This is a genomic window from Trichocoleus desertorum ATA4-8-CV12 (assembly GCA_019358975.1).
Taxonomy (GTDB): Bacteria; Cyanobacteriota; Cyanobacteriia; order FACHB-46; family FACHB-46; genus Trichocoleus; species Trichocoleus desertorum_A.
Map to the genome: position 1 here is coordinate 25,898 of JAHHIL010000033.1, position 24,139 is coordinate 50,036.

General features: G+C 48.9%; 24 protein-coding genes. 7 read left to right on the top strand and 17 right to left on the bottom strand.

Translation table 11 applies throughout. The features are described 5' to 3' along the window. Positions 1–15: 15 nt before the first annotated feature. The 14 genes from KME12_19310 to KME12_19375 form a co-directional block, all read right to left on the bottom strand. On the bottom strand, positions 16–381 hold the full coding sequence (locus KME12_19310; protein MBW4489936.1) for a DUF86 domain-containing protein: 366 nt from the start codon (positions 379–381) through the stop codon (positions 16–18). Next, positions 368–709, bottom strand: a complete 342-nt coding sequence (locus KME12_19315) for a nucleotidyltransferase domain-containing protein (protein MBW4489937.1) — start codon at positions 707–709, stop codon at positions 368–370. The genes KME12_19310 and KME12_19315 overlap by 14 nt, the downstream gene beginning before the upstream one ends. 8 nt (positions 710–717) lie before the next feature. Beyond that, positions 718–1,011: a nucleotidyltransferase family protein gene (locus KME12_19320; GenBank protein ID MBW4489938.1), complete on the bottom strand. Its 294-nt coding sequence runs from the start codon at positions 1,009–1,011 to the stop codon at positions 718–720. A 22-nt stretch (positions 1,012–1,033) separates the two neighbouring features. Then, positions 1,034–1,195 (bottom strand): type II toxin-antitoxin system HicA family toxin, encoded by a 162-nt coding sequence (locus KME12_19325; protein MBW4489939.1) that lies wholly within the window; start codon positions 1,193–1,195, stop codon positions 1,034–1,036. Continuing rightward, positions 1,188–1,406, bottom strand: a complete 219-nt coding sequence (locus KME12_19330; protein MBW4489940.1) for a type II toxin-antitoxin system HicB family antitoxin — start codon at positions 1,404–1,406, stop codon at positions 1,188–1,190. The genes KME12_19325 and KME12_19330 overlap by 8 nt, the downstream gene beginning before the upstream one ends. Positions 1,407–1,448: 42 nt before the next feature. After that, positions 1,449–2,921 (bottom strand): type I restriction-modification system subunit M, encoded by a 1,473-nt coding sequence (locus KME12_19335; protein MBW4489941.1) that lies wholly within the window; start codon positions 2,919–2,921, stop codon positions 1,449–1,451. Between the two features lie 404 nt (positions 2,922–3,325). Then, positions 3,326–4,273 (bottom strand): pentapeptide repeat-containing protein, encoded by a 948-nt coding sequence (locus KME12_19340; protein MBW4489942.1) that lies wholly within the window; start codon positions 4,271–4,273, stop codon positions 3,326–3,328. Positions 4,274–4,290: 17 nt separating this feature from the next. Beyond that, complete coding sequence (gene hsdR / locus KME12_19345) at positions 4,291–7,635, bottom strand: type I restriction-modification system endonuclease (GenBank protein ID MBW4489943.1); 3,345 nt, start codon at positions 7,633–7,635, stop codon at positions 4,291–4,293. Between the two features lie 510 nt (positions 7,636–8,145). Next, entirely contained in the window at positions 8,146–10,557 is a 2,412-nt protein-coding gene (locus KME12_19350; protein MBW4489944.1) for a hypothetical protein, read from the bottom strand. A gap of 14 nt (positions 10,558–10,571) precedes the next feature. Next, positions 10,572–11,222, bottom strand: a complete 651-nt coding sequence (locus tag KME12_19355; GenBank protein ID MBW4489945.1) for a hypothetical protein — start codon at positions 11,220–11,222, stop codon at positions 10,572–10,574. Between the two features lie 103 nt (positions 11,223–11,325). Next, positions 11,326–12,132 (bottom strand): hypothetical protein, encoded by an 807-nt coding sequence (locus KME12_19360; protein MBW4489946.1) that lies wholly within the window; start codon positions 12,130–12,132, stop codon positions 11,326–11,328. A 76-nt stretch (positions 12,133–12,208) separates the two neighbouring features. Beyond that, a complete protein-coding gene (locus KME12_19365) occupies positions 12,209–12,382 on the bottom strand; it encodes a hypothetical protein (protein MBW4489947.1) in 174 nt (57 codons plus the stop codon). A gap of 6 nt (positions 12,383–12,388) precedes the next feature. Then, entirely contained in the window at positions 12,389–12,805 is a 417-nt protein-coding gene (locus KME12_19370; protein MBW4489948.1) for a hypothetical protein, read from the bottom strand. Beyond that, positions 12,750–13,631 (bottom strand): hypothetical protein, encoded by an 882-nt coding sequence (locus tag KME12_19375; GenBank protein MBW4489949.1) that lies wholly within the window; start codon positions 13,629–13,631, stop codon positions 12,750–12,752. The genes KME12_19370 and KME12_19375 overlap by 56 nt, the downstream gene beginning before the upstream one ends. Before the next feature lie 240 nt (positions 13,632–13,871). On the opposite strand from KME12_19375, the gene KME12_19380 reads away from it, so the two are divergent. From KME12_19380 to KME12_19410, 7 genes are all read left to right on the top strand, one after another. Beyond that, complete coding sequence (locus KME12_19380) at positions 13,872–14,210, top strand: hypothetical protein (protein MBW4489950.1); 339 nt, start codon at positions 13,872–13,874, stop codon at positions 14,208–14,210. Further along, positions 14,200–14,928, top strand: coding sequence for a hypothetical protein (locus tag KME12_19385; protein MBW4489951.1), 729 nt, complete (start codon positions 14,200–14,202; stop codon positions 14,926–14,928). The genes KME12_19380 and KME12_19385 overlap by 11 nt, the downstream gene beginning before the upstream one ends. 9 nt (positions 14,929–14,937) lie before the next feature. Then, positions 14,938–15,531 carry a Uma2 family endonuclease gene (locus KME12_19390; GenBank protein MBW4489952.1) on the top strand — a complete coding sequence of 198 codons (594 nt, stop codon included), beginning with the start codon at positions 14,938–14,940 and terminating at the stop codon, positions 15,529–15,531. Between the two features lie 31 nt (positions 15,532–15,562). Continuing rightward, entirely contained in the window at positions 15,563–15,739 is a 177-nt protein-coding gene (locus KME12_19395) for a hypothetical protein (protein ID MBW4489953.1), read from the top strand. Next, positions 15,739–16,575: a hypothetical protein gene (locus KME12_19400; GenBank protein MBW4489954.1), complete on the top strand. Its 837-nt coding sequence runs from the start codon at positions 15,739–15,741 to the stop codon at positions 16,573–16,575. The genes KME12_19395 and KME12_19400 overlap by 1 nt, the downstream gene beginning before the upstream one ends. A gap of 318 nt (positions 16,576–16,893) precedes the next feature. Beyond that, a complete protein-coding gene (locus KME12_19405) occupies positions 16,894–17,223 on the top strand; it encodes a hypothetical protein (GenBank protein MBW4489955.1) in 330 nt (109 codons plus the stop codon). Beyond that, positions 17,220–20,378 (top strand): DUF3854 domain-containing protein, encoded by a 3,159-nt coding sequence (locus KME12_19410; GenBank protein MBW4489956.1) that lies wholly within the window; start codon positions 17,220–17,222, stop codon positions 20,376–20,378. Before KME12_19405 ends, KME12_19410 begins: the two co-directional genes overlap by 4 nt. Before the next feature lie 544 nt (positions 20,379–20,922). Here the strand turns inward: KME12_19410 and KME12_19415 are convergent. From KME12_19415 to KME12_19425, 3 genes are all read right to left on the bottom strand, one after another. Next, positions 20,923–21,297, bottom strand: coding sequence for a helix-turn-helix domain-containing protein (locus KME12_19415; protein MBW4489957.1), 375 nt, complete (start codon positions 21,295–21,297; stop codon positions 20,923–20,925). Between the two features lie 130 nt (positions 21,298–21,427). Continuing rightward, entirely contained in the window at positions 21,428–23,149 is a 1,722-nt protein-coding gene (locus tag KME12_19420) for a M4 family metallopeptidase (GenBank protein MBW4489958.1), read from the bottom strand. A gap of 253 nt (positions 23,150–23,402) precedes the next feature. After that, complete coding sequence (locus KME12_19425; GenBank protein MBW4489959.1) at positions 23,403–24,041, bottom strand: hypothetical protein; 639 nt, start codon at positions 24,039–24,041, stop codon at positions 23,403–23,405. Positions 24,042–24,139 lie beyond the last annotated feature (98 nt).

A 24,139-nucleotide genomic window follows, 5' to 3' on the forward strand; every position in this document is an offset into this window, starting at 1 on the left:
GGAAGGGCGATGCTGTTATGTTTCGTCCTCTTCTTCAGGCAATGGGGGCAATAATGCTTCTACCTGTAATAACAATCCTGGTAATTCTGTTGTGAGTATCTGCCACAAAACTTCCTGCCTAACTTGTTCATAACGATGAGCAATAATATTTCGTAACCCAATTGCATTTCGCCAATCGATTTGTGTGTGCGCCTGTTGAAATTCCAATGATATTCGTCGTGCAGCTTCACCCAAAATTTCAAACTGACGCTCTACAGCACTCTGCATAAAAACGCTAGCTAGATAATCTTCTAATGAAGCTCCTTGAGTGAATTCTTGAATGCGCCTGATTGCCTGCGCCATATCCCACAAAGAGGTTGCATCACGGTTATTCGCTTGCATAAATCACTCGATTGGTCTTCAGAATCTCAGCTCTACTATAGGGATTTTTAAGTAACTGCTTTTGAGTTAGATCAACTTTCCTGCCAAATAGATTTTCTATTTCCTCCTGCATATCTAGCCAGCTAGAAAGCGTTAAACAGTAAGCAGGAGCAAAAGTAATTAAAACATCGACATCACTACTATCGGGGCGAAAGTCATCTCGTAACACTGAACCAAACAGCGCAAATTCGGTAATCTGCCAACGCTGACAGTAAGCCTCGATATCTGATAGAGAAACATGGAGGCGATCGCGGATGATCTGCTGTAAATCGAGTTCAAGGTTGTACATAATCACCGTTATAGATAAACAACCTCAGATAAGACCCGCTCTCGAATTCTCGGTTTTAAGCCATTTTTGGTGACCACATCCACCTTCATCCCCAGCACTTCGCTCAAATCTTCCCGCAGTTCAACCAACTTAAATAACGTCGGAGCCTGATCGTAGTCAATCAACACATCCACATCACTTGCCTCAGTCTGCTCTTGCCGAGCATAGGAACCGAAGATGCCCAACTCGGTCACTCGGTAAGCTTGCTGCAACCGTGGCTTAATTTGGGTCAAGCGCTCTTTAACTTCCTCAAGCGTTTTCATAACGGCTTAAGCTCCTTCAGTTCTACAAACCTTCTAATTCACGCAAAAATTCATCTGGGCTTAGCTCGATTTCTCGTAAAATTTCTCGAACGTGGCTTCCTTTTTGCCTCACTGCCTCAAACCCTAACTTTTCAGCAGCTTGTCCATCGTCTGAAAATTGACGATTGGTCAACGGCTCATGCACTGACCTCAATCTGTTGAATGCCTACAAATCTCGGCAAATTCTCTAACTCATTGCCGTACTCCTCTAGGCAAAGTTCCAGCACTTCCTTGAGGTTGATTTGCAACTCATCTAAGCTCTCTGCTTGGGTATGTGCCCCCGTAACCCCTGGAACAATCCCAACATAAAGTTTTGTCTCTGGATCATATTCCACGTAAGCGGTAAAGGTTTTCATCAGAGTTGCTCTACTTAATTTCAGTGGATTGCTCGTGTCTTCTTATTCTAGAGTTGGCATCCCGACCGAAGCACTGGTTGCCTCTGCTGCTTCTTCGCCTTCCAGCAACACCATCAGGGCTTCCATCTCCTTCGTGGCAATCCGCAGCTTCTCCATAATCTCAGCCGCGATCGCCTCTGGTTCTGGTAGGTCATCCCCCGACTGCAAACTCTCATCCCGAAGCCAGGAAATATCGAGGTTTTCATTGCGCTTCGTGATCTGCTCTCGCGTAAAGCAACGGAACCGCCCCTCTTCACCCAGATCCACCCGCGCACTCAGGCCGTTCGGATCATCTCCATAGCACTGCTCAAACTCCACAAAATGCTCACGAGTTAGAGGAATGCGCTTGCCAAAGCTGGGCATATTGGTTCGCATATCGTAAATCCAGACCGCCTGGGTGTTGCCCTTTTCTGTCTTGCCCCGTTGGAAGAACAGCACATTGGTTTTCACCCCCTGCGCGTAAAAAATTCCCGTCGGCAATCGCAGAATCGTATGCAGATTGCACTTGTCCATCAAATCTGCCCGAATCGATCGCCCCTGACCATCCTCAAACAGCACGTTATCTGGCAACACCACCGCTGCCCGTCCCCCTGGCTTGAGCGATCGATAGATGTGTTGCAAAAACGCCAACTGCTTGTTGGAAGTGGGATAAGTAAAGTCATCCCGCGTCGGCATTCCCCCGCCCTTCTTGGTGCCAAACGGCGGATTGGTCAAAATCACATCAGCCTTCGCCAACCGTTGCCCATCGGGTGCCAGCGTATCTCCCAGCGTCACTGCCCCCTCAATTCCGTGCAGCATCATATTCATCAGCAACAAGCGGTGAGCATCCTGCACCAGCTCAATACCATAAAACGCTTGCTGTCTCTGAAATACCTGCTCTGCTTCACTCAAGTCAAACAAGTCATCCGTGCGCTGCTTGATGCAGCGATCTGCCGAAATCAAAAATCCACCTGTCCCCGCTGCGGGGTCTTGAATTAGTTCCCCGGGCTGCGGCTGCATCAGCGCCACCATGCAATCAATCAACGGACGCGGCGTAAAATACTGCCCTGCCCCCGACTTCTTCTCACTGGCATTCTTCTCCAGCAACCCCTCATACAGGTCGCCCAAACCCTCTTCCTTGGCAGAGTACCAGTCCAGCTCATCAATGCTCTGCACCAGCTTCTTCAGGATGCGAGGTTGCTTCACCGCTGTCTGAGCATTGGCAAAAATCGCCTGCACTCGCTGCGCCGACTCCTCCGACCCCAAATGCAGCAACGCCGCCCGATAAAACGTCAGTTGCTCCACCCCATCCTTGCTAGTTAAATCGCCCCAGCGATAGCCCTCCGGTAACTGCCCTTCATTCCCTGTCTCCTGCATCATCTTCAGAAACAACAGGTAGGTTAGCTCAGTTACATACTGCAAATAAGTGATGCCATCGTCCCGCAGGACATGACACAAACTCCACAGCTTTTGGACAATATCACTCGTTGCGCTCATTACAAGTCCCAGGCGATCGCGGTTACTGTAGAACCTAAAGTTCCTAGCTTATCTAGCGTATGCAAAAACCAGCAGCAGTCAATAGCTTGGAAAATCTCGGATGAGGCCGTAGCATTCTAGGGATCTAATTCTGGCGATCGCAGCAGGCAAACATCTCTGCGAAGAACTCCTCGAACTCATGCAAAGTATCTTTGGACGCATCACCATCAGCTCTGGCTACCGCGCTCCCGAAGTCAATCGCATCTGCAACGAGAAACACTTAGGCTGCGCCAGCAATAAATCTGACCAATCGGGACACATCTGGGATCAATACCTGAAAATTTCCTATTCTCAAAGGCAACATTACCTCAATTGACTCGATCGAGTACTAGAGCAAAGAGATCGACAAAGTTTTAGGAATTCTACTAAGTCCTTTTCAAGCTTGTCTGGCTCAAATTGGTATTTGAAGATTGGTTTAATCCAGGTTTGAAGTGTTTAGCTTCATGGTTTAGGAAGGCTGCAAGCCGATTGTGAATACGCTGTACACCTAACTGCGATTGTCCAGATAGCTGATAACAGAGTAGAATTTTTTCCTTTTCCGCAATTTCTAGCGTTGCTTTGTGATAGAAGTAACGGAGCCTATAACTCCCCTGAATAAAACTATATTCTCTAATTTTCTCATTATTAGTCTTTGTATCTTTCCCGCGATAGTCAAGAATAGACTTAGCGTCCTTAACGGCTTGAGAAAGTAATTTTTTATAGTTAGCCTCATCTTCTCTTAAATGCTCTATATCAATTGTGGATAGAGCCATTTCAGAATTGCGGATTGTTGGATCTTGTTCTGCATTGGGAGTTTTTTTCTTGAACTCTTGTGCAAACAATTGAATATTGTCAAGATAATCTTGGTTTCGTCCTGTTTCTCTAGCTCTAAAGTACCAAACTCGTAAGTCGTTGAGACAAGGAATACAATGCTGAAGATGGATTTCAAGGGTTGAGTTAAGTAATTCTCCATGAACTACTTTATTGGGCATAGTTACTTGATATAACTTAGCACCATCAAGATTGGCATTAGTAATATCAGCATTTGTTAAATTAGCATAGCTTAGGTCTGCATTTTTTAGATTAGCCTCTCTAAGGCAGGCATTTGTGAAATCTGAAGAACTTAAATTTACATCTGCAAAATTAACTTTGCTTAAATCTTTATTCTTAAATGTTGCTCCGTGAAGGTCACAAGTTATACGAGGATTTTGCTGTCTCCACTTATTCCAAAAATCTGTGCCCCTATCCAGAATCTCTAGCAGATGTTTGAAGTTTTCAGCTTCTTGATTTCTCCATTGCGATTCATCCCATTCTCCCCAGTCACTATTTTCCATCAGGTATCTCTAATCTCTTAAAATGAACTAACTTCTTGCCAAAGGTAATCACCAACCTTGCTCAAGATCGCCTCTAGCTGACCATTGAAAGTTTTGTTTAGGCGCTCAAACCCCCCACCTTGAGTTCTAAACTCGCCCTGATCTAAAGCCTCGCGATCGACAATCGTTTCTGCCTTCAATTGCTTACCAATCCGCTCCAGCCATTTCCGCTGTGGCGGTGTCCAAGCCCGACTTGCCAAAATTTGCTTAATCGCTCGATCCACGCGATCGCTGTAAGGAATCAACGCATCACCTAAAGCCGCCTGCCGGATAAAGCCAATGATTGAGGCGGCAGTATCTTCGTTCGTTGCATCTCGCCAAGCTACTTGGAGCGTAGTTTCTGAGTAACCCTTGGCATCCAGTAACAGCTTTAGCTCCTTTAGCTGTGCCCTGGTCAGTTCTCGCGGTCGTTGTGTCACCACCATCAGCGCTGGAATCTCATTCAAATTCTCTACTAAAAAGGCTTTGAAGCTGTCCAAATAGTCTTGAGGGCGTTCCGCATTGCCATAACCTCGCTCGATGCTGAGTAGCTCGTCTGCATGGCGGGAAATCAAAATCGGAGCCATTCCACCATCTCGTCGATCCAAAATCTCCGCGATCACTTTTCGCTGTCGAAACCACTCTCGTACCTGTGCTGAATCACTCTGCTTCAAATGCGGTACCAAATCACCCATTGTCATCCCAGCGATCGCCTCAAGCTGCTCCCGGTTGCGATCGCTCAAATGCTGCCGTTTGCGCTGCAACTTCGCCAAAAGCTGATCCAGAATTCCCTCAACGGCTGCTGGCTCTGTCACAGCTTCCAGTTCATCAATCAATTGCGTAAATGAAATGTTGGGATTGACCACTACTGGCTTCATCGTCGAAACCGGGGCGATCGCTTCGTACAAATTCACCGCATCAAAAATGCGAAACGCCTGTTTTTGACTGCCATCATCAAAGGTGCAAAGCCGAGTTGCCCGCCCCAACATCTGCTCATAGAGAATCCGCGACTTGACTCGGCGAATAAACACCAAATTGCAGATCGACGGCACATCAATTCCTGTCGTCAACAGCTCCACGGTCACTGCGATCTTCGGGTTCACCTCATTGCGAAACTGCCGAATCAACTGCAACGGCTTGTCCACACTCCCGGTAATCTTGGCGATCGCCTCATCCTCGACACTGCCATACTGCTGAGCGATTGCCTGCTTCAGTTGATCCACCACAATATCGGCATGGTTGTCAGTGGCACAAAAAATTAGCGTCTTTTCTGGCAACGAGGGATCGATGTGCTGGGCGATCGCCTCACAAACAACGCGATTAAACTCCTCCGTCACCACCCGCCTATTGAACTGCTCTACCTCCAACCGCACTTCATCCGGTGCGTGAACCAAGTCCAACTGACCCGTTTGAGGGTTAAAGAACTCCATTTGCTCACCCGCATCCCACACCATGCCTGATTCTGAGAGCTTGGTTTTGATTTGAAAGGGCGGCTCATGGTCGATCAAGTAGTTGTCGATTACTGCTTCTCGATAGCTGTAGGTATAGACTGGGTCTCCAAAAATTTCGGTAGTGTGCAGTGCTGGAGTGGCTGTCAACCCAATCTTGACCGCATCAAACTGCTCCAACACCCGTCGATACTTGGAGATGTAGTCGCTATAGTCACGAAATTCCAACTCCGAATCGCTCAGCTCGCGATCAAGCAAATAGCCCCGGTGGCATTCATCCACGACGATGCAGTCATACTGATCCACAGTCGGTACAGCTGCTTCATCACTTGGGTACAGAATCCGCTTCACGAAGCTTTGAACCGTGGCAATATGCACCTTGGTTTCTGTATCTGGTGCCGTGTCTTTCAGCTCTTTAATCTCAAAAATGTCGGCAAAGGTCTGCAAACTCTCCATACGAGAGTCCTTAAACGCATTCGTCGTTTGCTCCCCCAACGCCGTGCGATCGACCAAGAACAGCACCCGCCGGAAGCGCCTTGTTTTCAGCAGCCGATAAACCAGCGCAATACAGGTTTTGGTTTTACCTGTACCCGTTGCCATTGCCACCAGTAACTTCCGTTCATCCTTGGCCAAAGCTGCTTCTACAGCCCGAATCGCCTTAATCTGATAGTCCCGCAGCCTCAATCCGTAATTGAAGCCTTCCTGCGCCAGTCGCTGGTGAGCCTGTGCATGATCTTGGGTCAGCATTTCACTTAAACCCTGAGGAGTGTACCAGTTCCGTAGAGGTCGGCGTATGTTCTCAGGACGGCGCAAGTCCCGAAACCAGACCCCACTCTTAGTCCGGATCTGTTCGAGGAACTCTCGACCATTAGTGGCAAAGGCAAATGGAATTTTGTAGTCACTCCAAGGCCCACCCGGTAAAGTTTCCTCGCCTTGCACTTGGTAATCTCGGCTATAACGCTGCGCTTGATCCAGCTTCCCAGGTACATCAAGCCCTTGCCGCTTAGCCTCTACCGTTGCAACTGCTTGCAACCCAACGAACAACACATAATCCGCAGGTCCACTCTTCGTTGGCCATTCTGCGATCGCTAAATTCTTGCCTTTCTGAGGTCGAGTCCCCTTCTGGTAGGTTAGTAGCTCCGAATCAACCTCCCATCCTGCTGCTCGCAATTGGGCATCAATTAACCTGCGGGTTTCACGCTCATCCAGATCGACTAATGTATCTTGAGCCTGGGCGATCGCTGCTTGAATCACAGGTTGAGATTGGCTGACTGCGGCTGCCTGAATCTGGGCTAGATTGTCCAGCAGTTCCTGATTCTTAGTGGTCACCTCTTGCGCTAGTTCTTCAGCAACCAATCGTCGTTGCGCCTCGGCATCAGCCAGCGCTTGGGCTGCCTCTGCGGTTGATAGCGTGTTCCGAACTTCCTCCCGCAGCTGTTCTAATTCTGCTTTGAGTTCTAGCGTCTCTACTGCTGGGTCTGGGGGTGGAATAAACGGCCCAGGATCAAAATTGGGATTTTTTGTGAAAACTTTGTGGAACCAAACCGCTAAGTAACGGGCATATTTCAGGCAGCTCAACGCCTGCCGCTGGTTCCCTGCTAGACCATGCGTTGCTTCATTACCCGCCATCCGTAGCTCGTGAAATAATTTATCGACATCCCCTTTTAGGAGATTGCGATCGCGCAACCGCCTAAGCAAGTCAATCTGCCGCTCATCGGCTGATTTATAAAGCCCCACTTTTGCTGCTGCTAACTGAGCCAGCAATTCGCCAAACTGCCGCAGTTTAATCAAGCAGGTATTGGAATCGGTGGCAAAATACCGTTCAGCTAAAGCACCCAGCCGAACGAGCTGCGGATCATGGACTTCTAGAAAGGCAAAGTTGAGCGAGACCAGCATCGTGTTTGTAGGACCTCTATCAGCAGAGTCTCTGCATAGAGAACTGCCTGAAATCAGTTGTAGAGTTCTGCTTTAGAATCCCCGAACTAACCAGGTTTTAACCTACTTAGAGTAAAAATCTGGTGAAATGTATGTAAAAACCTCAACAAGTTCTACCCTTGCATCAAGCAACTTGCAATTTAGCTTATTTATTGGGCTCTAGCTTGTTTTGCGCTCTTGGATCGGGACAGACATACAAGGCAGGAACGATCACCTCGTGCCAACTCATACCATCGTCTTGAATAACTTTGCTAGTAAGCTGAACTGGCTCTCCGTAGACAATTACACCCAACATAAGATAACGTCGGGTCTAGGAGTAGGCGGTAGCATTGAATTAGATTGAACTGCCCAAGCAAAAACAGAATTCCGGTTGGAGTTTGATAGTGCGGCAATCATTCTAATCATCCAGGCGATCGTTTTATCAATAACAATAGGTTTGACGACGATTCACAGTAGTTTTGTTGTGATTGATCAAGAGCCGAGTTGAGTAATTAATTGGGCAGCAATAATCCCTTCAGAAGTAGATTTTCCACAAGAGTCGCAGACGTATAGCAGCGAACCTCTATTCTTTTTAGTGCGGGACAGAATACCCTCTTTGCACTTGGGGCACCCAACCCCTACATAGGACGCGGATGCCATCTCGGATGCAATGACAGAATCAGGGTTTGTAGGTTCATGGATGCGGGTGGATGCACTGGGATGCAAGCTGGATGCTGGAACTTCATCCACTAGTTTCACGGATGTTATCTGGTCAAATCCATAACATCCAAAGTGAGGGAGCTCAATGAAATAGGGTTTCTTCTGCGGCTCGATTACCAAGGCAAAACGGTAGGCTTGGGGGTCAGTTTTATCCAGACTCAGCTCTGCATTTTTAGCCTCACAAAATTCCATTAACTTGTCATATTGATTCTGTAACTCTGATTTCAAATCAGACGACATATTGGAGTTGACGATCGCGTGTTTTGCGTTGCTGCCAATATGCACATTCACGCAGTTTTCAAAATCGCTTCGATCCATGCCTGGATACTCGGACGCATTCGCATTCTGCCCAATAAAAATCATTCCGAGATTTTGGTGGGAGGCTTGCTTGACCGCAGACAGAACATATTGAGAAGCTGATTTGTGTTTCACAAAAGTACTATCAATTTCATCAAACATATACAGCACAAATTCTTCAAACCCTTCCGCTCCGGTGGAACGTCTCTCAACGCGATCGGCTAATTCTTTCATCCCTGCCACTGATTCTTTATGCGATGTCCAAGTGACAGGAATAGACCAGTAGTTTTTGCGGCTGTGGTACTGAGGATTGGACAGCTTGACCTGACCTGGGTGGGCTTTGAGCAGGCATACCGCGAGATTTTCGGCAGTAGGGCTCTTCCCTGCCTCGCTCCCACCGGTAACTCGCACTCGAATCCATTGAGCCGCTAGTTTTTCAAACTGCGACTTGGGTCTCCAGAGCCGAGACACATCTTCAACGCCGAGCGGTGGCTTCCGAGACAGAGCCAGCTTCACGCTCATTAAACCCGATTCTGAATCGTAGGCAAACTTTGGTACGTTTAAGCAGCGCAAAATCTGCGGTAACTTCTCAGCGTGTTCGTTTAACTCCCCTGACAAAATCAGTCGCGGGTTGCGATCGCTGTGGAAGTAAAGAATCGTTTCATGTTTACGATAGTCACTCCCGGCACGGTCGAGGAGAATGCCATGCAGCCAGAAGTATTCAATAATTTGATTCCCCATCCGCAGGTCATCACGGGTGGCAGGGCTGAAAGTCTGCGGCTTTCGTAGTTGCTCCACCTGTTCTTGGAGGTTGGCAATTTCACGGGTAGCCCAGTCAATCTGCTGAAGCAGCTTTTGCATGTAGGCATCCGTGTCACCGTTCAACTCAACTTCCAGGGCTTCAACCTGTTGAGCCAGAGAATTGAGCACTTCATCCTTTTTGACTTGAAACTCACTGAGAATCGCTTCATGCTGACTTCTAGGAATGAAATCTCGCTGGAATCGCTCTAATCCTTGCTTCAATTCATCGAGTTCAACCGATTTCTCGGCCAGTTGGGACTGGTAGTGCAGCTTGTCCCCCGTGTTGAGCACGTTGCGATACTTCACTTTAAGGGCAGAAAGCTCCTCAAATTCCTGCTGTAGAAGCTTCAGCGCTTCATCGACAAATGACTTGAGGTCACTAGAGGGGGGGAGGTTTGTAATGTGGTTGAGGTGGTCCGTAGCCACGTGCTTTACTTCAGTGGCCAAGCGTTTTAGCTGCGGCACCAAGTCGCTTCGTTGGCCCACAGTTGCTTCAATGGAACCCAGCAGGCGATCGCGGTACTCGACCACGGCTGCTGTCATCGTCGTTTTAACCCCAACTGCTAAAGCGTCTACTGATGCCTGAGCTTGCTGGCGATCGCGCTCCTGCTGAGCACTTAGGCTTTGAATGCGTTGCTGCCAAGCTTCAAGGTTGGATTCCAAGAGCGCGATGTGGCTGTTGAGCTCTCCATTTTCAGAGCGCAGCTCAAGTAAAGCAGTCTGAGCTTGCATGAGTTGCAGCTTTAGGGCTTCTCCATGTCTCTGCTGGTGTCCCCAGAAGGTTTTCCACTCCTCCAGCTTGTGGGTGAGTTCACTCACCTGGGCTTCTGACAGTTCTAGCGCATTGTCCTGGCGGCTGAGCTCTTTGTCCATCGCATTCAGGGCGCACTCTGCGTAGAGCTGGGCGATCGCACTATTGGCTCCCACGGTACCCATACCCGCCATCAACGCGGCAATAGAGAGATTCCGGGTGAAGGAAGACTCACTGAAGCAGCCGAACAGCCCCAACACAGCGATCGCACCCGCCGCAATATCGGCAATCAGCTTCGGCTGTTTCAGTTGTTGTAGGAGTTCGGCTCGTTCCATTGCTGCCTCCTCCCTTAAACCGTGGCATTGGTCAGTTGACGAATATCGGCATCAAGCTTGGCATTCGCTTCAAACACTGATTGCTTTAGGTCAGCGATTCGACTGGCTTTGAGCGCTTTTTTCTGTTCCCATTCCTCCCGGATTAGAGGCGTCATCTCCACTATGCCATCTAAAACCGCTTGCTCTTGGATCAAGCGCTCTTGAGCTTGGTTCCATTTGGTTTGCGCCATATCGAGGTTCGTTCGAGCAGTTTGATAGTTGATGAACTTGCTGTGGTTATTGACTTTGGTGGTGCCGTAATCAATCACGGTGCCCACAAACTTCTGGAAGGCAACCCCTGTGCCAGCGGCATCCTGGTTTAAAGCAATATTGGCTTGAGCCACTCTCAGGGTTTGCCGCTTTTCCTCAATCGAAGCACAAGCAACATCTGCCTCAGCTTTGGAGGTACGTGGCAAGGGGGAGGAGTCGCTGAACAAGTCTGAGGCAAAGTGGTCGTTGGGGTTGAATTCAGGAAAGTTCAAACCGTGATCTACTTCCCCCAGGTTGAAATTAGCCACGGCTCCGTGACTGCCACCCGTGAGGGGCGAAAGGATCGCATCCACCGGATTAGAACTAGCGCCATTCTTAGCGGAACGGGAACGAGATTTGCGGGAAGAGTCTGCCATTGGAAATCTCCTCTTTAAGATGTCGGCAATGAGTTTTAGGGAGTGAGCGATCGCGGAGGTGGAAGTTCGACAATGTGGCGATGAAGGTCGTCATTCCCACTGCTTACCTCCAGTAGCTTTGAGGGCTGTAGTGAGAGGCAGGAGCGGGCGCATGACGAATCGCGCTGCTCACGAGCAACCAACTTCCGAAACCTGCCAGCCCAATCATTCCTGCTGCCACCAACGAGAAGGCAAAAATGTCTTGTTGGTCCACCCAAGCATTCCATTTGCGCCAAAAGTGAACCGTGACCTGAACATCTGGCGTTTTTTGTTGCTCTGTTACTAACCGCTGGGCTTGGAAGATTTGCTCACTCGCAACCCGTTGCGCTTGAAAAATCAGAGCAGCTGTCTCTTGCGAGTTCTGATGTATCTCGGCAGCAGTCGTGCTAGAGGGTGCGATCGCAGGCTCAACTCCCCAAGAAGTTTGAGGCTGAAAGTACTGAGCGATCGCATAAGCCGCATCAGCTGGGGTTAGGGATTCATCTAGAGCTGGGTCAGACTTAAACGTGGTTTGATCAATGGGCTCTGCGTACAGCGCGGTTGAAATGCTGGGAGGCTGGTACAGGAAGTTGGGAGACGCTTTGACCATTGCTCCACCTTGGCAGTGCTGTATTAGAGCTTGCTTAAACGCTTGAGCTTGCGGCGTTGCGATTAAATCAGCGAGCAACAGCAGGCCAGCTAAGGAGTAGAAAACGCGATCGATGTGATCATTGCCCCTGATCTTGAACCAGTGCTGATTCTCGGCCAGCTTGGGACGATGCTTATTCAATTGGTATTCATTGGGAACTCGAAAGGCGGCAACCGCAGATCGATGGGGGAATAAGTAGCCCATCTGGGGATGGGGAATGAGTTGCTGTAGATACTCTTGCATGGTTGAAAGGCTCCAGTAGCAGGGCTTTAAAGAGATAGTCACCCATTTGGGTGAATTGGGCGATCGCCAGGGTGGTTCAGTTGCTTTCCAGTTGCTTGAGGTGTTGCAAATAGGTCGTTAAGGCTTTGTGAGTCAAGCTGTCGAAGCTCTCAGTCGGATGAGTGTCTAGCACTCGTTGCAGTTGGTCAAAGAGTGGCTCTGGAAGCGTGATTTCTAAGGCGATCGTGGGGTGAGAAGTTGTGTTGATCATGGTGATTCATGGAGTTTGAATTGCTGCTGGGAGCGTCGTCAGCTCGCTGGCAGAGGGGCATGGAGTTTGAGAGCGCAGGATTCTGGAGGCAAGGGCAATTCTGGCTTGCTGGTAGCGAATGAAGGCAAGTTGGGTTTCCTGGGTCGCGATTGAGGTCGCAAAGCCAGCAATTTCACAACTCACGGCAGCACGTTCCACCTCCTCTACAGCAGTGTTGAGCGCTAAATTTTGGAAAGCTAGGGTTTCGGTAGGGGTGAAGCGTTCCATTGGGTTGAGCCAGTGTGGGGTGGAACTTGCGGTATTTGCAAAGATGAGAGCACTGGAGCGATCGCCCAAAGTGCCAGGATTGAAACCAATGTCAGGACAATTAAGCTGATTGCGAGGGGGAGTTTTGCGCTTGCGGCTTTCCCGGCGCTGGAACATTGCCGCGCTGAATCCGATACTGGGTTTCTCGCAAGGTGTTCTCAAATTCAGCTTCTAGCTCTGTCGCTAGGGCAGCCGCTTCTAAGCGGGTTTGCCGCAGTAAGCGTTGTCGTCTCAGGTCTGCGGTTCTGTCCCACTGGGCTTGATTCTGGTTTAGGCGAGTGTAGCTTTGCTGCATTCGATTCAAAAGCTCGATTTCCTGCACTTCCAGAGCTTGCAATTCCGCCTCTTCTTCCTCCAGCGCAGTCAAATAGTTCACACCTGTGGGAACGAGGGATGAGGCCGCAGTGCGATCTACAGACGTTGGCTGACCCTCTCGGGGTAAAACTTCTGGGCGAATTGCTGGGGCTTCCGGACCAGGGGCATGCGAGGTAGCGGCGCGATCGCCAAAGCGTTCCGTCAGCACTTGCGCCCACTTCTTTTTCGAGCCCGCAAAGTAGCGATCGCCCAAAAGGTCAACAGCCAGAGGTGTATAGCGATCGTCGCTCAGACGCAACTCGGATTCAGCCAACCAAGGCGCAATTTCTCTGAGATCCACAAACCATTTCTGAATCGTCCGCTTCCCTTGCTGGTAATGTTCCGCGATCGCCTTGCAAAACTGAGGCTCCGTCGGTTTCCAATGCCCAATCTTCAGCAACTCCTCACTATTGCTAAACCGAGGTTTAGGCAGTTCAGCCTCCTCAAAGCCTTGTTCGCACCCGTCCGAGTTCTCGTTCGTAGCAGGGTCGTGCGAATACTCGTAGGAACGATTTTGCAAGGTCGCAGAGTCAAGTCTTTCGAAGGCTTGGGCCGATTCAGAGCTACTTAGGTCAAAGAACTTAGCCACTGTTCATATTCTCCATAGTGAAAAGTCGTAAGCGGTCGTAAGGTGCTCGGGACACTCGCTACGACTAACTTTTTGTTCGCTTACGATTCAAGTTAGCATATTGGATATAAAATGGCTATAAATCGGATATAATAATTGCTAGATTCTAGCCATTTGGTGATCTTTCTATCGTTCGCCCCTACACTAGAGGAGTAGTTATGAATCAGCGATGTGAGCAAGGACCGAGGGAAGCGAATATTCTTGTCTCTCCCTCCAGGAATTTTGGAGGCTTTAGAGCGATGGGCTGAGTCAGAAGGTAATCGCCCCACGAGTCTTGCAAATTGGATCGTTGAAACGGCAGTGCGCGAGGCAATAGAGAATGGTAGGGTTCCACCTGCTGAAGAGAAAGCACCATTACTCCCGCCCGCTGACTTAAAAGGGTTTCTGACTCAACTGGCGTGTGGTGAGTTGCCTACTAATGGACAGTTGGTAACGTTAGCTCACGATTTGGGCGTTCCAACAGAAGTTTTGATGGAACTACGCGATCGCGTCCGTCGTGGCAACAGCAACAAGAAAGAAGGGCAGACGAATGGAACTTGAACATCTCGTTGCGAAAATTTTCGGTGATAACCAGTGGGGGATTGGATTTAGCCCAGAATGTTTTTTGCTGTCCGTACCGTCTCAAACTGAAGCCTTTAAACTTGCTTCACTCGAACCTGAAACACTAGCAGAGTGGGCAAAAAAATTTGGTAAAGCGGCAACCTTGATCAAGTATCCAGGCGGCAACGCTTATCGAATTCCTGCAACAATGGCTGAATCAGAGGTCAGTATGGGCGAAGAAACACTAATTCTTGATCCAGAAAATCCATTAGTAGAGATTTATGCGCTATCTCTGTCTCCTTGCCTATATAGAGAAATTGGTTGGTTTTTAGAAAATCCGACACAAGCTGGTGGTATCGTGCGAGTTGCTGATAATCAGCAGGTAGCGATGTCCTGCGCTAATGCTAAAAAGAGCGCAGACTTTACAGCCGGAGCTGGAGTCAAAAAAGCAGTCAGTTGGAAACGTGAGAACTTTTGGCATCCAGGTGATCTTAACGATTTCGATCGAAACTGGAAGCAGGAGATAGAACCAAACAATCCAAATAGCTGGATTGAGTACAAATGGAGGTCGTTTGATCCAGAATTAGGACTAAATTCCGAAGCTGGCTGGATTGAGTTTGTTAATCGTTACAAACTACTTGTAGACGAACTTGGAAACAGTTATCACGTTTCCTGGAACCTGGGAATGAATGATATAGCCAAACCTGTAGGGGTATAGGAGATTGCTATGACACAAGCAGTAGTTAAGCAACGATTTACCTTTACTGAGTGGCTCACCTACAACGATGGGACTGACACCCGTTATGAATTGGTAGACGGGGAATTAATCCCAATGAGCATCGGCAAAGGGAAGCACGGCGCGATCGCAGACTTTCTCAATGACAACTTCAAAGCTGAAATTTCACGCCAAAGCAAGCCTTGGACTTCCAAGCTGTTTTCAATCGGGGTACGTTCTCCCCGTGCTGGGCGATGGGACACTGCCAGAATTCCTGATGTAGTAGTTCTTGCAGTAGAGCAGTGGGAGGCTATGCTCGACCGCGAAGCAGTGATTGAGTTGTATGAACCACCTCCGATCCTAGTCACTGAGGTTGTGAGTGAGAGTACTCAAAGCCAAGACTACAAAGCAAAACGTGCTGAGTATGCGGTACTCAATATCCTTGAGTATTGGGTGGTAGACCCCATTCAGGGAAAGGTCACAGTTTTTAATCTCGATGAGGGGATTTATGAGGGCAGGGAGTTTGTGGAGAGCGAGATAGTCGCTTCATCCGTCTTTCCTGATCTAAACCTCACCACAACTCAAGTTCTGGCAGCAAGGGCATAAGCATGTTTGCAGGAGTGCAGGAGCGATCGCTATGACACAAGCAGTTGTTAGACCAAGAGTGAGCTTTGAGGAATATATCGACATCTGTGCTCAGACTGAGGAGCGGTATGAATTGGTGCGAGGAGATGACCCCATTCAGTCTCCGGCCTTCAAATGCTTAAACTTGACAGCCAATCAGGTTTGCTCAACTGAAAGGAGTCAGAGTTAATGTCAACGACACCTATCCTGCAAACGCCAAGCAAGGACTACCCTGAAACGATTGATAACTGGGCCGTCCTCAAAGAGCTGGAAACGCTCCAAGAAAGGATTCAGGAGCAGGAAGTAGCCGAGTACGTTGCACCTTTCGACAACCGGGAAGCCCTTCAAAAACTTGAGTTAGAGAAGGACGAGCTATCCGCCGTCATTACTTCAATCGGGTTCAGCTCCATTCTGACTGGTTTGACTACCTTCTCAATAGGTTTACTCGGACTGCTTTTAGCATGGAAACCGATGGTCAGACTGGAAAAAGTGGCCCGTCTGATCAAACTCATGAAGTTGATTTTGGAGAATTTTGAGGAGTTGGGCGTAGAGATGTTACCCCTCCACAAAACTCCCAAAGCTCAACCGATTGACTTGATTGTTAGATTCCCAGGCAAGGAATTCCTACTTTTCGCCATTCGCTCTCACGGTGAGTCAACGGTTGTTTATAACCAGAACAAAGAAGCTCTGTATCATAAGCGGGGTCAGAAGGGCATGAGCCGATGGAAGCCTGACCCTCTCGATGATCTGGCAGAGCAAGAGTTTTGGCTGAGAAAAAACAGGCGCAATTTCTTTGGCGGCACTGCCAAAGGGAGTCGTAGACCGATGGCAAAAGTTTTAATTGTTTGGGGGCAAACTCGATTAGACGATCACCAAGAACAGTTGTACGCTAACGTAGATAATCAAAAGTTTTTATTTATCCGCAGAGAGAAAGGAGGAGCGTTCTATGTGATCCACCAAACTCAGGTGATTGAATTCATGCGAGCGTATCTCGCTCACCGTCAGTCACAGGAAGAAGCAGTTTAGATTGTTTAAAAGTTTGAACTCCCAACGTCGGGTATCGACAGAGGGAGTTCGATAAGCGGAACCAGGGTCTTAATTTTTTGCTCGCCAGCAAAACCCGACGTTCAATCGGAAGGGCTTGGATGCCCTCGTCTTCAATCCTAACCCATCTTCTATGGGATTGCATCAGGATATCACTGGATTGCTTATATGACGCAACTTTCAGCGATCTTTGAAGATTTGACGAAGCCACCTCTTAAACAGAGAGTGGGGCTTCGATTCGATTGTTAATCTCGGTGACTCTGGTTCCTTTGACCCCCCACAAATCAAAGGAACTTCCAAGTGCCACAACTTTTACTATTTGGAGCTTCTGAGGATCTGCGAGAGCCTCAGTCTCCATCCAATCCCAAATCAACCCCAACGCAATCCCACTCTCCTCAAGCTCAGTGGATTGCATGCTACGTTGTCCACCAAGTTGCAATTCAGCCTGAGCCAGAAACAGCAAATCCAGCAACCCTTTCACATCCTGACGGAGCTTGCCTCAAGCGGCAGGAACCCATCAGCATCACCGATCTAGAGCTAGAGGCTAACCTTTGCTCTGCCGCCTGTGGGTGGGTCGTTGTTCTCACTTGGTTCGCAGCCCCCTGCCAAAGCCAAGGGGGTGGACAATGAACCGCTCTCGGGTTCTAGGTTTTGGGCGCAAGGCTCGATCGCTGCCGACTACCTCCTGTCAGGTGCCGCGATCGCTAGAGGCATTCAGAGACAAGATTGAACAAGAATTTTGTCAGGGATCAGGGATTGATCCCGAACTGTTTGAAGCAGCGATCGCCGTCGAGCTAGACCTGAAGCAACTGCCAGGAGGAGAGGTAGAAACACCCCTGCATGACGCTCTCAACTGGCAATTCCGCCGCTTCCGCCACCAAGCTAATAGCAGTCAGTATGGAGCCCTCTTCCTCAATGAGGACGGGAGCTGTTGGCAAGCGAAGTTAGCTTGCCCCAACTGGGACGCCACAAAGAGACAGTTCCGCAAATACGAAAGCGTTTACCAGGGTGGGAGCCGCGCTTATCTGCCAGCCATCGACCAGGCCACTCGCCAAAAAATTGCTGCCCGTTATGGTTGTGACTGCCCTCCTGAAGGCGAAAGCTTTTGGCGCTGGTTGGAGGAGCATCCAGAAATTCCGATTATTTGGACTGAAGGCGGTAAGAAAGCGTTGTGCTTGCTCAGTGATGGCTATGTGGCGATCGCCCTGTTTGGCGTTTATGGCGGGCATCGCAGTAAGGATGCCTTGGGTAATGCCGTCTTACCTTATCTGATTCCTGATGTGCAGCGCTTCTGCCAAAGCGGCAGGCGACACATCCTCGGCTTTGACCAAGACGTGAAAGAGCAGACTCGGCAAAAGGTCACGAGGGCACTGTCGGGGTTGGCTGGCCTGCTAGCGAAGACAGGTGGCACAGTGGCGATCGCGCAATGGGACCAAGAGCAAGGCAAAGGCGTGGACGACTTGGTTGTGAACCAGGGACGAGCGGCTTGGAACCGAGCTTATGAGCAAGCGTTGAGCTTGGAGCAGTGGCTGGTTCACACTTACCGCTCTTTGACCTATCAAGCTCAAGTGGTTGTGAACCAGCGCTATCTCGGGGAGCTCTTCATTCCAGACTCCGCCCGGCTCATTTGCCTCAAAGCGCCCAAAGGGACGGGGAAGACAGAAGCGATGATCGCTCTAGTTCAAGCGGCGATTGAGCGGGGGCAACGGGTCTTGATCCTCACCCATCGCATTCAACTCGGTCAAGCCCTCTGCGATCGCTTCGGTATCAACTACGTCACAGAAATCCGTGACTCCCAGACCGGAGACCTATTGGGGTACGGTGTCTGCGTGGATTCCTTGCATCCGCAGTCGCAAGCAAAATTTCAAGCGGAGCACTGGAAAGACCCGCTCGTCATTATGGACGAAGCAGAGCAAGTCATTTGGCACACGCTCAACGCCGCGACTGAGGTTAAGCGCCATCGGGTGGCGGTGCTGCGGGAATTGAAGCAACTGTTGATCAATGCACTTCATCCCAATGGCAAAGGGCGGGTGATCCTATCGGATGCTGACCTCACAGACCTCTCCATTGACCTGGTTAAGGGGGTAACGGGACAGCCAGAGCTAACTCCTTGGATTGTGCGCAACGATTGGAAGCCGGAGCAAGGCGCTAACATTTACCACTACGACCAGACGACCCCAGCCCTCTGGTACAGCCGCTTGAAAGCGCATTTGCAAACCACCTGCAAAGCCGTCTTGATCCAACTCAGTGCTCAGAAGCCTCAGTCTACCTGGGGCACTCGCAATGTTGAACGCAACCTGCGCCGTCTATTTCCCGACAAACGCATCCTCAGAATTGATAGTGAGACCATCAGCAATCCTCAGCATCCAGCTTATGGCTGCATCTCTAAACTCAATGAAGTGCTGCGAGAATATGACATTGTAATCGCTTCACCATCAATTGAAACCGGAGTCTCCATTGACCTAGTTGGGCATTTTGATAGCGTCTGGGGCTGCTTCCAGGGAGTGGGAGCCACCGATTCAGTGCGCCAAACCCTAGCACGTCTAAGGGAGCCCGTCGATCGCCATGTATGGATCGCTCGTTGTGGCTCTTCTCGCATCGGCAATGGGGCGATTCATCCTAACAGCTTATTCAAGAGCCAACAAAAAGCAGTCCGGATTGCCTTAAAGCTGCTGATGAATGCTGATTTTGATGATATTGCCACCCCTGTTGATCCAGTCTATGAACGCACCTGGGCGCGGATGGCCTGTCGTATCAATGCGGGCATGCTGAAGTACCGAGGCACTGTCTTGCACGGGCTTCAGGAGGAAGGACATATCCTCCTATGCATGATCCCCGAGCCAGAAGCTGAGTCAGACCAACTGAAACAGGAAAGGGATGCCATGAAGCAAGAGGCCACCGCAGGGCACCGGGAAGAATGTTTAGGTATAGAGCAGGCAGAGGCAATTACCGATGCAGAAGCTGCCGTTCTAGAGCAGCAACGAGCGAAGACTGATACGGAACGATTTCAACTTCGCAAGCATCAGCTCCATCAACGTTATGGCATTGAGGTGACGGGTGACTTAGCCGAGAAGGATGACAATGGTTGGCTGCCTCAACTTCGCCTGCACTACTACTTATCCCTTGGTCGCCAGTACTTGGAGGAGCGAGACAGTCGTATTTTGCAAAACGCGATCGCGAGTGGCAATGGCACAGTCTGGCTGCCTGACTTGAAAGGGTCCTTACTGATTCAGCAGATTGTTGGAATGGAGCGCCTAGGCATTCTGGAGTTGTTGCGTCCGGACCGTGAACTGCGTAACTCCGATACAGACTTGATTCAGCTGAAAGAGAGGCTGACGGTCAACGAATGGCAGACGAAAGCGCTATTTGGCATCAAAATTAATCCCAATGCCTCCCCCGTCACCATTACCCGGCAGATGTTAAAGAAGTTAGGGCTACGGCTGGAGATGATAGGACAGCCTGGGCAGAGAGGCAAACAGACACGAGTGTATCAAGTTGTGGGGCACGAAGATGGTCGAGAGGCTGTTTTTGCGGCATGGCTCGCTCGAGATGCGGCTAGAGTTGCTGAAGTGTATCCTTCTGATACGGTAAACAGTGACCGTAATAATAAAGGAACAGCGTTATTGTTTTCCTCTTCCAATTCTCTAGCTGCTTGGTTTAAGCCTGATTGTTTAAGCGACGTACAGGAAATGGTGGCAGCAGCGAAAGATGATCCAGCCCTGCTAACGGAGGTTTTCAAACTAGTGCCGCCGCCGGTCCTGAAGCATTTGGGATTCGTGGCATGAACTTCTACGGATTGAATAAGCCTAAATCAGATGCTGCACAGCACAGTTGAATCATCCTCGACGAGAGGCCAAGGAACTCTTTTGGGTTGCTAAGCCACTAGACTGTGCTTCTGATGCAGTGCCATCTTTTATGGAATGGCAAGAGTAGGAAAGCAGCAGATTTAGCGATTCGTAAGGTTCCCTGCTAGAAAAAGGCGAGCGATCGCTGGAGCCAAAAGAGTTCAATACTTTAGCGAGTTGCATTGTTTAACACAGGCAAGGAGGAGCACCCCTCCCTCTGATGACCCAGAAGTAAGCGATCGCTGATAGGAAAAGGCAGGATTTTTAATTATGAGCAGCCAATCATAATTGTCATTTCACACCCATTACTTCTGCGGTACGATAGGCTTGTTCAATCAAGTTTTTTTAGCTTCTGTATTTGGGTCTGTTACGAGGACCAGACCACTTTTAAAACGACGCAGAGCTGTTCCCGTCTTGCACCAATTCCGGCTTTGCTGCCAACGCTGTCCACTCTGATGTAACACTTGCCAAATTGTGTAAGTACTCAGCCTTGCAATGCTGCCAAAGGCCATTGGCAAGCGCCGTCCACAGCAAGATCTGGTTGTTGCTGTGCCACCTCAAGAATTGGCTGGCGTTGTGGAGCCTCATACAGGAACTTGGCTCCACCCCTACGACGAGGCGTTAACCCCGCTAATCCCTCATTGTTAAATCGCTCCACCAATTGAGCTACCGCATCTCCTGAACGTCGTCCACAGGCATGAGCAGCAGCGGTATAACTGTGTCCTTGAGAAACGGCAGGTAGAGCTTTTGCACGAGCTACACGGCTGGTTGATTCACTGGTCGCACGAGCAATTCGTTCTAGCTCCTGTTGTTCTTTAGGGCTCAGATCCCGCAAGGGGTGTTTCTGGCGACGAGTCATGGCGATTTGGCCTAGAGGACGCTTCTAGCCTGACAAAGTTTGCAAAAAATGGCTATCCTCATGCCAAATGCCCTACTAGTTTTTATAGTGACAATCTAAACACACCGCACTCCTGATACCATCTTTTCTACTACTCAATGCCAACGGCATTAAAAGCTTTATCAACAGCCACAAGCTTCTCATCCCGAGATGGATCTCCTCGAAAAAGGCTATAGGCAGATAGTTTGACACCCCGCCTACTATCACTGAATCCAGATGTCCGAGATAGATGTTGAGTAAGAGCAAGATAGAAAATCTGAATAACAGACTTTGGGTCGAACAAGAACTCTCCACTATCTGCCTTAGCAGTGAGAAGATTATAAGCTACCTTGTTATGAATTCCGCTATTCGTGTGTACTCCGCCGTGGTCGTTCATTGTCTGAACGTAGTTATCCATATGCTCTGGTTGATTGTATCGGGGCGGACTACTTAAGTCCCGCATCGGAATACCAGTCTCATCCAGATCTTCCCCCATCTCCCAGTTCCATGCGCTAAGATTCGGTTCGTGAAAGTTAGAGATAATGATCCCGAAGATATCTGAGTAAGATTCGTTTAAGGCACCGGACTGTCCCTGGTACTGGAGCCGACTCGTACGATCAGTGAGCCCATGGCAAATCTCGTGGGCAACTACATCCATAGCGGCAGCATAAGACCGTAGATCAGTTCCGACCCTTCGCTGCCCATATACCATTTGACTACCGATCCAGGCAGCATTTCGCCACTCTTTGTTGGTTGCGTCTGTGCTGTGTCGCCAGTATCGACAGTTAACACTAGAGACAAACGGTTCACCCTGATTATCGAGACCGTTCCGTCGAAGCACTTCTCGAAGGAAGCGGGCAACTTCGGTAGCATTAGCATGGGCACTTACTGCACCTTGATCCCATGGCTCTGGTGGGTTGAGTACATAATCCCCAGGTAGAACTTGGTTTTGCAGCTCAATATCAAGGTACTTGAAGTCATGGGTGTGAACGTTGTAGTTCCGATCAACCAACTGCTTCTTAGTTCCATCACTCACACAAGCAATTGTCCGAGGCCTGCCAAGAACATCGATAATCCCAACTTCCTCAACCACCTCCTCAGCAGTTTGCGTACGTGGAAGTTCTGCAACAACCTCACCTGTATGAGCATCAATTATGTAATCGGCTAACTGAGGAAGCCCATGAACCGACTTTGTATCATCTACCATCCGCTTAAGGACATCCTCTGTGAGGTACGAGAGCCGCCATCGAGAGGCAGCGGAGTCGTAATAGTAAATAAGACGAGGGACAACATCTAGGGGTTGTGCTCCATATCCTGCAATCTGGCGAATGATATTTATGACTTGCATTGGCGAGATTCGCGCAATGTGATCAACGTTAACGGGGCTTCCTAGTGACGAGTTGATGGCAACGAGATTATTGTCCTTGCCCAATTCAATAGTGACAAGCGTGCCGTAGACTGGAATTTTGCGATAGTATTGGCGAAATTTGACTATCTGAGTATCGGTTAAGGAAACGACTTCTACTCCTAGACTTTTGAACTCTGGTGAGACACCATTTACCTCTTCCGCCTTAAATTGGGAAATGGCATTACTTGACAGTGATTGTCGCAGATAGTGCTGAGCAGCAGACTCAGGAGATAGAGCAGCGAGAGGAACAGACGGAGCTGCCAGAGTAAAAAAGGGTCCTGAATTTCCTATCTCATCTGATTTTTCATCCGCATGAAGGGCAAAAGTCCTGAGCCCATTCACGAACTTGGTCCGAGTAGGGGAGTTGGGAGAGAAGGCATCAGTTCTAGCCTGGTTACTCTCCTTCTCTGAGCCATGTTGTTCCATAATTTAATCTCCAAGTGGGAATAAGCCGAGAGAGTACTCAAGGCATTTAAGGCACTCTCGACTAATTACAAAACGAGCAGAGACAGTCTTTAGGATGAGGGAGAAAGCAGTGAATCGGGTCTAGCCCAATATTTTTTGATAGCGTTTCTTGGTGAAAAATTAGACACCAAAAAATACAAAAATATGACACAATCGCTTTAATATTATGTCTGATTCAGCAGGAAAAATTTTGGACTACTGAAATTGGTAACAGTTAATATTCTAGCATTTGCAGTTTGACTTCTAAACTTGAACGCAATTTTCTCCAAGCGTCAATCGCTTTTTGATAGTCCTTTTTGTTTGCTTGTTCAACTATTTCCATGGCAATTGGTGAAGCTATCTCAGCTACTATAGTAGACTTTTCAGAATCCTGAGAAAGGCTGTTGATATATAGAGCGGAAGCATTCTCATACTCTCTAACAATTGAATTGCCATAGTTAGATGTAAGAAGATATTCTCTCAAGCTACGAAGGGCATTCATCTCAGAACCATCATCAGCCAACCCCATTGTATCAACGAGAATATCTGTAAACAAACAGTTCGCAATGGATAAACCCCAACCGGAGTCGTAATTATAGGTAATATTCCCAAATTGATTATCACCTACTCTAAAGCAGGCCGAGCAAACTATTTTAAGGTTTCCACCATCATCAAGAATGTCAGGTAGGTTTGGATCAGGTATTTTCCACCAGGAATCCCATCCACTGATCTGGTTATATCGACCTCTTACACCATCAATATCAACATTGTCGGGAGATCTTCTACCTGGACCAAGTACATGAGCAATTGCAGATCCCGTATCTGTTCCAACAACAAATACATCTCGGGATGAGCGATTATATACAATGCCCATATTAAACTCCTCCATTCTCCATCTTGGGTACGAGTTTTAACATTGAGAAGCATATTGTTCTAACAGCATGGTTAGAACTTGGATATAAACCTCAAATT

What these genes read in the sequence shown, in the direction of transcription:
- KME12_19330 (MBW4489940.1), bottom strand. Translation starts at nt 1,406, where the DNA reads ATGAAAACCTTTACCGCTTACGTGGAATATGATCCAGAGACAAAACTT.
- KME12_19315 (MBW4489937.1), bottom strand. Translation starts at nt 709, where the DNA reads ATGTACAACCTTGAACTCGATTTACAGCAGATCATCCGCGATCGCCTC.
- KME12_19370 (MBW4489948.1), bottom strand. Translation starts at nt 12,805, where the DNA reads ATGTTCCAGCGCCGGGAAAGCCGCAAGCGCAAAACTCCCCCTCGCAAT.
- hsdR (MBW4489943.1), bottom strand. Translation starts at nt 7,635, where the DNA reads ATGCTGGTCTCGCTCAACTTTGCCTTTCTAGAAGTCCATGATCCGCAG.
- KME12_19415 (MBW4489957.1), bottom strand. Translation starts at nt 21,297, where the DNA reads ATGACTCGTCGCCAGAAACACCCCTTGCGGGATCTGAGCCCTAAAGAA.
- KME12_19420 (MBW4489958.1), bottom strand. Translation starts at nt 23,149, where the DNA reads ATGGAACAACATGGCTCAGAGAAGGAGAGTAACCAGGCTAGAACTGAT.
- KME12_19400 (MBW4489954.1), top strand. Translation starts at nt 15,739, where the DNA reads ATGTCAACGACACCTATCCTGCAAACGCCAAGCAAGGACTACCCTGAA.
- KME12_19390 (MBW4489952.1), top strand. Translation starts at nt 14,938, where the DNA reads ATGACACAAGCAGTAGTTAAGCAACGATTTACCTTTACTGAGTGGCTC.
- KME12_19385 (MBW4489951.1), top strand. Translation starts at nt 14,200, where the DNA reads ATGGAACTTGAACATCTCGTTGCGAAAATTTTCGGTGATAACCAGTGG.
- KME12_19410 (MBW4489956.1), top strand. Translation starts at nt 17,220, where the DNA reads ATGAACCGCTCTCGGGTTCTAGGTTTTGGGCGCAAGGCTCGATCGCTG.
- KME12_19425 (MBW4489959.1), bottom strand. Translation starts at nt 24,041, where the DNA reads ATGGGCATTGTATATAATCGCTCATCCCGAGATGTATTTGTTGTTGGA.
- KME12_19340 (MBW4489942.1), bottom strand. Translation starts at nt 4,273, where the DNA reads ATGGAAAATAGTGACTGGGGAGAATGGGATGAATCGCAATGGAGAAAT.
- KME12_19360 (MBW4489946.1), bottom strand. Translation starts at nt 12,132, where the DNA reads ATGCAAGAGTATCTACAGCAACTCATTCCCCATCCCCAGATGGGCTAC.
- KME12_19320 (MBW4489938.1), bottom strand. Translation starts at nt 1,011, where the DNA reads ATGAAAACGCTTGAGGAAGTTAAAGAGCGCTTGACCCAAATTAAGCCA.
- KME12_19350 (MBW4489944.1), bottom strand. Translation starts at nt 10,557, where the DNA reads ATGGAACGAGCCGAACTCCTACAACAACTGAAACAGCCGAAGCTGATT.
- KME12_19395 (MBW4489953.1), top strand. Translation starts at nt 15,563, where the DNA reads ATGACACAAGCAGTTGTTAGACCAAGAGTGAGCTTTGAGGAATATATC.
- KME12_19355 (MBW4489945.1), bottom strand. Translation starts at nt 11,222, where the DNA reads ATGGCAGACTCTTCCCGCAAATCTCGTTCCCGTTCCGCTAAGAATGGC.
- KME12_19310 (MBW4489936.1), bottom strand. Translation starts at nt 381, where the DNA reads ATGCAAGCGAATAACCGTGATGCAACCTCTTTGTGGGATATGGCGCAG.
- KME12_19335 (MBW4489941.1), bottom strand. Translation starts at nt 2,921, where the DNA reads ATGAGCGCAACGAGTGATATTGTCCAAAAGCTGTGGAGTTTGTGTCAT.
- KME12_19365 (MBW4489947.1), bottom strand. Translation starts at nt 12,382, where the DNA reads ATGATCAACACAACTTCTCACCCCACGATCGCCTTAGAAATCACGCTT.